The organism is Oerskovia sp. NPDC060287 (assembly GCF_042726775.1).
Lineage (GTDB): Bacteria > Actinomycetota > Actinomycetes > Actinomycetales > Cellulomonadaceae > Oerskovia > Oerskovia merdavium.
Window position 1 is genome coordinate 1 of the sequence record NZ_JBHXBO010000145.1, and the last position, 10,404, is coordinate 10,404.

General features: G+C 72.5%; 4 protein-coding genes. 1 reads left to right on the forward strand and 3 read right to left on the reverse strand.

The genetic code is table 11. The features are described from left to right. Positions 1–29: 29 nt before the first annotated feature. From ACFWFR_RS13180 to ACFWFR_RS13190, 3 genes are all read right to left on the reverse strand, one after another. Positions 30–7,277, reverse strand: coding sequence for a DUF5979 domain-containing protein (locus tag ACFWFR_RS13180; RefSeq protein WP_377623250.1), 7,248 nt, complete (start codon positions 7,275–7,277; stop codon positions 30–32). Positions 7,278–7,413: 136 nt separating this feature from the next. Further along, on the reverse strand, positions 7,414–8,364 hold the full coding sequence (locus ACFWFR_RS13185) for a zinc-binding alcohol dehydrogenase family protein (protein WP_377623251.1): 951 nt from the start codon (positions 8,362–8,364) through the stop codon (positions 7,414–7,416). Between the two features lie 72 nt (positions 8,365–8,436). Then, complete coding sequence (locus ACFWFR_RS13190) at positions 8,437–9,258, reverse strand: mechanosensitive ion channel family protein (RefSeq protein ID WP_377623252.1); 822 nt, start codon at positions 9,256–9,258, stop codon at positions 8,437–8,439. Positions 9,259–9,522: 264 nt separating this feature from the next. Between ACFWFR_RS13190 and ACFWFR_RS13195 the strand changes: the two genes are divergently transcribed. After that, entirely contained in the window at positions 9,523–10,332 is an 810-nt protein-coding gene (locus ACFWFR_RS13195) for an LppX_LprAFG lipoprotein (RefSeq protein ID WP_377623253.1), read from the forward strand. Positions 10,333–10,404: the final 72 nt, after the last annotated feature.

Below are 10,404 nucleotides of genomic sequence, written 5' to 3' on the forward strand. Positions count from 1 at the left end.
GAGTCACCTCACCGGGGGCGCCGCTCCCGTCAGACCCGGCGTCCTCGCGTGCTGCGGACCAGCACGTAGCCTGCCGCGATCAGGAGGCTCGCGAGCAGGGCCACGGGCACCCCGTCCGCGCCGGTCGAGGCCAGGCCACCCCCGGGCGGAATCAGTCCGCCAGGAGGTTCGGGGTCGCACCCGGCGTCGGTGCGCAGCTGCGCCGCGGGCGTCCCGACGCTGGCCGCCGAGGCCATCACGGGTGCCGCGAGCGCAGTCGCTCCCGCGAACCGTGCCGAGACCGTCGCGACCTCGGTCACCGGCGCCGCGCCGGAGGCGCTGCGGGCCGTGCCCCACGTGTTGACGACCTCGACCGGCAGGCAGACGTCGTCTCCCGGCGGCAGGCGGAACTCGACCGAGGTCGGGGCGGCGGCCTCGGGATCGGTCACCGTCCCTTCGCCGTCGACGATCACCTGGACCTCGTCGGCCCCGCCGTACGTCGTCTCGGTCAGGGTGCATGCGGCGCCGACGGGAAGGTCGGTGAACACCGCGACCCAGTCGGTCGCTGCCGACGCCGTCCGGGTCGGTCCGCCGGGAACCACGACGGGGACGGTCTCGCCGTCGACGTCCTGCGTGCACACGAGCAGGAACTCGAACTCGTCGCCCTGGTGCTGCGGCGCCCCGGAGCCCGAGAGCCGCTTGACCACGCGGACCTCACCCACGTCGAACGTGTTGGTCACGGTGACCTCGGCGGACTCTCCCGCCTCGACGACGACCGGTTCCCCGTCGCCGCTCACGACCGTGCTCGTCGCGCCGCCCGTGAGGGTCTCGGTCACCGCGCACTCGGCGCCGACCGGCAGCCCGTCGTAGGTCGCGGGCCCGTCGGGGCTCACGGCCCGCGAGGCTCCGCCCGGGATCTCGATCTCCGCCCCGTCGAGCGTGCACCGGAGCGTGACCTCGAACGGTCCGGAGCCGTAGAGCTCCGCGCCCTCACCGGTCACCTCCTTGGTGACCACGAGGGACCCCAGGTCGAACGTGTTCGTCACGGTCACCGTGACCGGAACGCCCGACCCGACCGTCACCTCACCCGGCGACACGTCGACCGACGTCGCACCGCCGTCGTCCGTCTCCGTCACGACGCACACCGCGCCGCTCGCCAGGTTCTCGACCGTCGCCTCGAGCGGCTGGTCGCCCCCGACGACGACCTTGCCGTCGTACACGACCCGTGACCCGCTCGCGTCGTCGAGCGTGCAGACGAGCGAGAGGGTGAAGGGTCCCGTGCCGAAGCTCGCTCCCTCCCCGTCGACCACCTTGGTCAGCTCGACCTCGCCCACGTCGAACGTGTTCGTGACGAGCACCGCGTTGGCCGTGGTCCCGTCGGAGTCCGGCAGGAGCGTCACGTCGGTCGTGGTCCCGTCGGTCGTCGCGGGCTCCCCCTCGCCCTGGGTGACCGAGATCGTGGTCGACGGCGCCCCCGCCGTCCCCGTCTCGGTCACCGTGCACTCGGCCCGAGGGGGGAGCCCGGTCAGCTCGACCTGCCCGCCGGCCGGGACCTCGAGGACCATCGGGGCGTCCGGACCGTACCCCTCGGCGTAGACGTCCTCTCCGAGGAACGTGCACCGCACCTCGACCGTGAACGGGCCGTACGCGACGGGCTCGCCGTCCTGGTCGACCGCCGCGGAGTCGACGGTCTTGGCGATCACGAGGCCGGCGAGGTCGTAGCGGTTCGTCGCGATGACCACGGGCAGCGTCTGGTCGTCACGGACGACCGTGACCGTGGTCGCGTCGAAGTCGGTCGGCAGCGCCGCGCCCTCGTCCTCCTCCACGGTGCACTCCGATCCCCACGGGATGTCCTCGACGGTCTGCGGGACCCCCTCGACGAGAGTCAGGTCGCCCCGGTCCCCGAGCGGGACCTCGGTCTCGAGACGGGTCCCGGCCCCGGACGTGCACACGAGGCGGACGGAGAACGACTCGGGTGCGAAGTGCTTCCCCTCACCCGTCACGTCCTTGACCACGCTCACGGGTCCGGTCGCGAGCGCGACCCCCACCTTGTTGCCCTCGGTCGCGGCGATCCAGGTCTGGGTGTCACCGTCGATCGTCTGCGCCGTCCCACCGATCGAGTTCCACGCGATGGTGTCGGGGCCCTCGGTCGGGGACGTCGCCGGGGTCGTCGTCCAGAAGTCGATCGCGACCTCGTCGAGCGGCTGGAAGAGGTTGTCCTCGGGGAAGACGACCGCGGTCATGATCCCGGTGACCCGGTCGAGGACGTCCGGGCCCTCGGTCCCGGTCATGTCGATCCAGTCACCCGGAACGCACTCCGCCTGGACGACGCACGGCTCGGGGTCGAACGTGTAGAACCGGACCATGTACGAGCCGGCGGGCGCCCCGACCAGCTCGCTCCTGCCCTCGAGCAGGGGGCGCCACTGCGATCCGCGCGGCAGCGGGTTGCCCGCGCCCGTGTCCCCCGGGGTCGGCAGCTTGTCGACCACGAGAAGCTGGTTCATGGGCAGGTTGCCGGTGTTCTTGTAGTGCAGGCGCCACACCTCGTCCGACGCCGGCTTGGTGATCGGGACGCACGGGAAGGCGTAGAAGCCGTCGTCGTCGGCCACGCACTCGCCCTCGCCGGTCGAGCTGAACGTACCGAGCTCGGTGTCCTCCGCGCGGACCAGCTTCTCCGAACGGAGCGTGCCGGCCTTGGCGACGGTCACGGTCGTCGACGCCTGGCACTCGCCCGTCGTGGGGTCGAGGGTGCTCACACACTGGTCCCACGGGCGCTCGCCCGTGACACCGACCGTGTTGACGACCGCCGTCCCGCCGGCCAGGCCCGGGCGGAGCATGAGCTGCACCGTGATGGTGTACGTCTGCCCCACCTCGAGGACCGTTCCCGCGGGGAACGTGAAGCGGAGCTGCTCGACGTCGCCCTGCACCGCGACCGCGACCTCGGACGGGTCGGTCGGCACGGCCGGCCCGTTCGCCGGGTCGGGGGCGTCCCCCGTGAGGGTGTACGCGTACGCGCCCGCCCCCCCGGGGTACGCGTCCGGGTCGAACACGAGCTGGGGCCCGCCCGCGTCGCTCGGCAGGTGGTCGGTGACGACCGGGTCGACGATCGGCACCTGGCCGGTGTTCGTCACCTCGAGCGTGTACGGGAACGAGGCCCCAGGAGCCTGCGAGCCTCCGGCCTCGGCACCGTTGGCCTTCTTCACGACCTGCACCGCGTTGCTCAGGTGCTGGTAGAGGATCGAGGCGTCGGCATCGTCCGTGGCGGTGATCGGGAGGTCGCCGACGCGGTCGGCACCCTCGACGACCCCCTGGACCGAGTTGCTCGCGACCCCGGCCGCGGTCTCGCCCGGCGCCGGGGCGTTGCCCGCCATGTCGGACAGCACCGGACCACCCGTGCGCAGCTCGGTGCGGCGCTCGACCTGGAGCGGCACCGACTGCGTCGGGGTCGCCGGGTTCTCCCAGATGGCACCGTCGGCCCGCGTGAACGTGAAGCGGAGCCCCTGCACCTGGGCCGGGGACACGCCGTCGGGCAGCGTCACGTCGGCCGCGGTGGTCGGCTCGCCCTCGACCCAGCTCCCGCCCGTGACGGTGACCCCGGCCGCGTCCGTGCCGAACGTGCCACCCACGAACGCGTCCACCTGGACGCGGTCGATCGGCGCTGTCAGGCCGAACGCGGACCCGAAGCCCTCGAAGTCGTACTGGTTCCAGAACTGCGGGTCGACGTCCGTGAGCACCATGCGATCGGCTCGCGACGCACCGCCCGGGGTTCCCGTGAGCGTCAGCGTGACCGGGCCGGTGCCTGGCTCCACGACGACGTCGGGCGTGAACGTCTTGGTCGTCTCGAGCGAGATGCCCTGCGGGACGAGCGTGATGCTCGCGGAGTCGTCGGCGGTCGGGTCCGCCCCGGCCACGTTGCCCCCCAGGTCGGACACGGACGCCTCGGTGCGGTTCTGCACGGGAGAGTCGGCGACGGTCACCGGGTCGCTCGTCCCCCGGATCTCGGCGCGCAGCCGGGTGTCGAGGACGAGCACCGTGGTGGCGCCCGCGTCGATGCGACCCGTGTGGGTCACGAACATCCCGACGACGTCGGCCAGCTCGTCCGCCCCGAACCCGAGCACCTCCTCGCGGGTGTGCGTGGTCGAGGTCCCTCCTTCGCGGATCAGGGTCACGGACGTGCTCGTCGCACCGCTCGGGACGGAGATCGTCACGACGTCCTTGACGTCGAACACCCGGAACGGGTTGTCGGCGGGGGCGTCGGAGGCCGGCTCCACGATCCTCAGCTCGTCGACCTTGGCGGCCGTGGCGTTCGTCGCCTCGATCCGCACGCGGCCCGAGGGGTAGCTCTCCGTGGCTGTGCCCGCGACCGGGACGCCCAGCGGCCCGCCGCTCCACGACTTGGTCACGTCGACGTTGAGCGGGACGTCGATGATCGTCACGACGTCCGAGCCGGTGTCCGTCACGACCTGGGAACCGTCGGTGAAGCCCGAGACGCGGGCCGTGTTGAGGACCTGGCCCGCCGCCGCCTGGTTGTAGATCGTGCCCGCGGTGCTGCCGAGGGCCGGCGACCCGTCGCTGCGCTTGGTGTCCCGGACCTCGAACGTGAGGTCGATCGTCCGGTCGTTGCCGAACGAGCGGGACACGCCCTCGCCGGGCTGCGGGAGCGCGGGGTCGCCCGCGACCTTCTCGGCGCGGGTCGGCGACTCGATCACCACGAGCCGGACCGAGGTCGTGGACGCCTGCTCGTCGGCGGTCAGCGTGACCCCGGGGAACGTGCCGTCGCACGCCGTCGCCGACGCCGTGCAGGGGTCGTCCGTCGCGGCGACCCACGCCGTGCCGTTCCACAGCTCGACGCGCTCGACCGCGTCGTAGGCCATGAGCGGGTCGGTCGTGGGCGTGATCGGCTTGACCGCCACGAGGTCGAACGCGTCGAAGACCGACGCCGCGACGGCCGTGGTCTCCGGGTCGGCGACGTCGGAGACCACGACCTGGTCGAGGCCCGAGTAGCCGCCCGTCGACCAGTGCAGCCGCGCGTCGATCTGGTCCCCGGAACGGGCGATCACGGTCTTGCCACCACCCTCGACCGACTCCAGGAACTCCTTCTCGACCAGGTCGCCGGTGCCCGGGGTGACCGGGACCAGCTCGATCGTCGGGCAGGGCGAGGGAACCACGGCGGCACCCGACACGTCACCGACCGACGCCTGCGCCGACGCGCAGTTCTCGATCGTCTGCGAGACGTTCTCGAGCGCCGTGCCGTCCCGCTGCGGGTCGCGGAGCTCGGCCGTGAAGTTCGGCTGGACGCTGGTCCCGGGCGGGAAGCCCTCGGGGTTCTCGTAGTCGAACTGGAGTCCCTGGATGTCGTCCTTCAGGTCGTCGGGGATGGGGATGTTCACGATCTGCGGACCCACGAGGTTCTCGCCGCCGGGCAGCACGACCCAGTCGGTGCCGTCCCAGTAACGGATCGTGAGGGTCGCGCCCGCGGGGATCGCGGTCTGCGAGATGCTCTTGGCGTCGAACGCGTTCCACCAGGGGTCGGGCGAGGGGTTCGGCGGGACGACGCTCGGGTCCTGCACCACGAGGTGCGTCGCGTCGGTGGTCGAGTCGGGGAAGGGCTTGATGTGGGTGGGGAGCTGGACCGTGGCGACCTCCCCGGGACGCGCGAGGATCTGCGCGGGGCTGATCTGCTTGGACACGTCGACCGCCAGGCGGTCGACGTACGTCGTCAGGGTGTCCTCGGCGGTGGCCGTCCCGGTGCTGCCACCGTCGGCGACCGTCACGAGGATCTCGTTGTCGTGAGCCAGCTCCTCGACGTCCTGGTCGGGGTCGGTGTCGACCGTGAAGGGCACCGTGGCCTGCGCCCCCACGACGATGTCCCCCGTGAACTCGACGACGAACCCCGTCACGACCTTGCCGGGCGGCGGCTGCGGCAGCGTGCCGGGCCCGGAGGCCGTCAGGGTCTCGGTCGTGCCGTCGTCGTACGTGAAGGTCACGGTCGCGGCCGTGGCGTCGGCGGGCCACACGACGCCCGCCCCCTGGCCGTCGGTGCCGAAGCCCGTGAAGGTCAGGCCGTTCTCGAACGGGTTGGACGCCGCGCCCGGACCGGGCTCGGCGATCGTGAGGGACTCGACGGGCGTCCCGGTGTTGCTCCCCGTCAGGGTCACGGTGCTCGGGTCGCCCGCGGTGACCTGGTCGGGCGAGAACGTCTTGCCGGCCGTCGCGGACAGGTTGGCGGGGACGATCTCGTACGTGTCGCTCGCGGGGTCCGAGGTCGCGTCCTCGTCGCCGAGGACCACGCCCGAGGACGTCGTGTTGGTGACCGTCAACGGGTCGTCGAGATCGGCCACGCCGGCCCGCTGCTCGAGCTCGAGCGGGACCTGCGCCGATGCTCCGACGTCGATCTTCGCGCCCGTCGAGCTCGTGAACGTCAGACGCACGCCCTGGACGTCCTCGGGCGCGACCCCTGCGGGAAGCTCGGGGGTGGCGCCGACCGGACCTGCGACCCAGGCCGAGCCGTCCCAGACCTCTACCTGGACCTGGTCGGCCGCCGGCGGGAACGTCACGGTCCCGAAGCCCGTGAACGCGAGGTGCTCGAACGGGCTGGGGGTCGCCGTGGGATCGGCGGGGTCGGTGAGCGTGAGCGAGTCGACGGGCGCGTTGGAGGTGTTCGTCGCCCCGATCGTCGCGGTCAGCGCGGTGCCGGGGACGGCGGGCGCGGACGCGGGCTCGACCGTCTTGGTCGCGGTGGTGCCGAGGTCCAGGGGCACCGTGGGCGTGACCGGTGCGGTCGCCGAGGAGGGATCCGTGTTGGTGCCGTCCGCGGTCGCCGTGTTGACGATCGGGACGCCGCTCGCCGAGTAGGGCAGGTCCGGGTCGACCTGGACCGTGATCGTGACGATGGCCGTGGACGCGGCGGGCATCCCGATCGACCCGACCGGGTCGGCGAGCGAGTTGGTGAAGACGACGTCGACCTGGTTGCCCGTCACGGTCACGTCGCCCGTCGTGGTGCCACCCAGGGTCGGCGTCCCGACCACGATCAGCCCGTCGGGCACCAGGTCGCTCAGGGCCGCGTTGGTGCATCCTGCACCGAACGTGGTGCACCCGATCTCGACCGTGTACGTGAAGGTCTGCCCCGGCACGACCTCGGTGACCGAGGCCGACTTCTTGACCGTCAGGAAGCCCTGCTCCTCCGCGGCGGCCGTCGACACGGGTACCGCGACGAGCGGCAGTGCCACCACGACGGCCGCCACCGAGCCCCAGATCTTGTTCCACATCGACTTCCGGCGGTGCCGCGCCTGCGCCATGTCCTACTCCTCGTCGTGACGATCGTCCGCAACGACGGTGGCACGTGCGTGCACTTTCTGCTCGACGAGCAGCGGGTGAACGAGCCGACGGCCCGACGGCCCGGCCGCACCCTCTGCACGCACGTCGCCACCTTCTTCAGGGGACCAGCACGATCCGGGTGCCCGACGCAGTCGTGGCGCCCCACGCGGCCTCGACCTCGCGCAGCGGGGCCGTGACGACGTCGACCGCGGGCCGGACCTGCGGCAGGACCACCGCCAGCTCGGTGACCGCCGCGAGCATGCCTGCGGGCGAGACAGACCCCTGTCCGCTCCCGCTGACCTGCACGTTCGTCTTGCGCAGCGTCGCCGCGGGGAGCGTGATCGTGGGTCCCGCGGTCGCTCCGACGTGAACCCAGCGCAGCGGGTGCGCAGGGTCCGCCCGCGCCCCCGTCACGGCAGCGAGCGCCAGCTCGGTCGGTGCGCCCCACACGTAGTCGACGACGACGTCGACGTCCGCGGCCTCGCGCGCGAACCGTTCGGCCGCGTCGTCGGCCGTGAGCGGGACGACCGCGTCGGCGCCCAGCCGCAGGACGGCGTCGAGGGATGCCGGGTCGCGCCCAGCACCCACGACCCGGTTCGCGCCCGCGTACCGGGCGAGCTGGACGGCCAGGCGCCCCGCGTTGCCCGTGGCTCCCAGGACCAGGACGCTCTCGCCGGGCTGCAGGTCGGCGCGGTGCCGCAGTGCGAGCCATGCGGACATCGCGGGGTTCATGGCCGCCGCGAGCGTGACGTCGTCGAGACCGGGCGGCAGCTCGACGAGGCGCCCTTCGGGGACGGCGACGAGCTCGGCCATGCTGCCGCGCGGCGCGTGGAGGCCCGCGAAGAACACCCGACGGCCGTCGTCGGTGCGGCCGACGCCGTCGAACCCGGGGACGAGCGGCAGCACGCCGTCGCTCGTGTAGTGGGTGCCGGCGGCCCCCGACCGGACACGCGGGTGCAGGCCCGCGGCGAGGACGTGCACCAGGACCTCGCCCGGTCCGGGCACGGGATCCGGGACTTCCGTGTACCGCGGGGGCTGGTCGAACGACGTGACGAGGGCGGCGTGCACGGTGGGTCCTCACTCTCGGGTCGGGCCGGACGGTCGGTGCCCGCCGGTCGGCGGGAGCGAGGAGGGTGCCCGTCAGACGGGCGCGGGAGGGACGAGCGGCGGAACCGGCACCTGGCCCGTGACGACCCACTCGCCCGGGCGGTCGCGCAGCGCCTCGCCGATGGCGGCGACGACCGCCGACGTCACGTGCGGCTCGTTCGTGGGCGCGTGCCAGTAGCGGACGTGGACGGTCGTGCGAGCGGGCTCGACCGAGACCGTCAGGAACTCCGGGGCGGGCCTCTTGTGGACGCCGTGCGCCGCGCCGACCGCGTGCAGGACGGTGGTCGCCACCTCGTCGGGCAGGGCGTCACCGAGCCGTACCTCGACCGTCGCGCGACGCGCGCCGAGCACCGAGTGGTTGACGAGCGGGCCCGCGAGCACCGCGGCGTTGGGCAGGTGGACCTCGCGCCCGTCGACCGTGCGGATGACGACCGACCGGCCGTTGAGCTCCTTGACGACGCCCGTCCAGTCCATCGCCTCGATCTCGTCGCCCAGGCGCACGGGCATGCGGGTCTGGAGGATGATCGCGGCCCCGAAGTTGTCCGCGATCCCCCGCAGCGCGAGGACCGCGACGATCGCGACGACGATCACCGCGCCGAGGATCGGTTCGGTGCGGAAGCCCAGGAACGCCAGGGCCAGCCCGATCCCCACGAGGAGCAGGAAGTAGTGCACCACGCGTGCCACGACGGCGAGGACCTGCGGCGACAACCCCTTGGTGCGGGCGCCGATCGCGAGGATCGCCTTGCGGGACAGGCGCGACAGGATCCACGCGCCGAGCACCGCGAGCGCCGCGAACAGGACGTCCCACCCGGTGATGTCGCTGCCGGAGAACCAGCTCGTCACTGTGTCGATCACGTGGCTCCTCCCGGGCGTCGGTGCGCGGCGGCCGCCCGGGGGTCCGGGCCCGACGGCGGCACGCGCCACGTCGATGCTCGCACCGTGGGAGGGGCTCGGCATCCGGACCGGGACCTGCGGCCCCGGTCCGCAGGGCGGAGGGTCCGACGGCAAAGATCATCCCTCCGGGGGACAACTCCCCATTGCGCAACGTCCGCCCACCACGGAGAGTGGAGAGGTGGCCCCACGCCACACCACCCCACCACCCTTGAGGGAGCCTTCTTCGTGCGTCTCGTCCGCGGTATCGCCGTCCTGTCCGTCGCCTCCGTCGGGGTCCTCGGCCTCGCCGCCTGCTCGTCCGGCACGGACGCGCCCGCCTCGTCGTCCTCCGCCTCCGCCTCGTCCGAGTCGGACAAGGCTCCTGCCGAGAAGGCCTCGTCGGACCTCACGGCCGAGAACTTCGTCCAGCGCATCACCGACGCGCAGATCGCGGCCGGCAGCGTCTCGATGGCGACCACGACCGAGGTCCAGGGCACGAGCATGGACATGACGGGCGACATCGTCTTCACGGACGGGTCGCAGAACCTCGCCATGACCATGACGGTCCCCGGCTCGGGCGAGATGCAGGTCCGGTTCGTCGACGGCATCTTCTACATGAACATGGGCGAGCTCAGCCAGAACAAGTTCGTCGCGATCGACCCTGCGGACGAGTCCAACCCCATGGCCTCGTCGTTCGAGGGCCTGACCGAGCAGATGGACCCCGCGGCGAGCGTCGAGGCGCTCGAGGGCGCGATCACGAGTGTCGAGAAGGAGGGCGAGCCGGTCGACATCGACGGCGTCAAGGCCCAGCAGTACACGGTCGTGGTCGACACGACCAAGCTCACGGGTTCGATCAAGGAGCAGGCGGACGCCGCGGGCACGGCCCTCCCCGAGACCCTGACCTACCAGTACTGGATCGACGCGGACGACCTCATGCGCAAGGTCGTCATGGACGTCATGGGCACGAGCATGGAGATGACGTTCTCCAACTGGGGTGAGGACCTCGAGGTCGTCGCCCCGTCGGCCGACGAGATCTCGACCGAGCCGCTCTTCTGACCCGAGCGTCCTCCTGAGGCCTCGGGCCTCCGACCCGACGGCGGTGCGCCGGCCTCCCCGGCCGCGCACCGC

What these genes read in the sequence shown, in the direction of transcription:
- ACFWFR_RS13180 (WP_377623250.1), bottom strand. Translation starts at nt 7,277, where the DNA reads ATGGCGCAGGCGCGGCACCGCCGGAAGTCGATGTGGAACAAGATCTGG.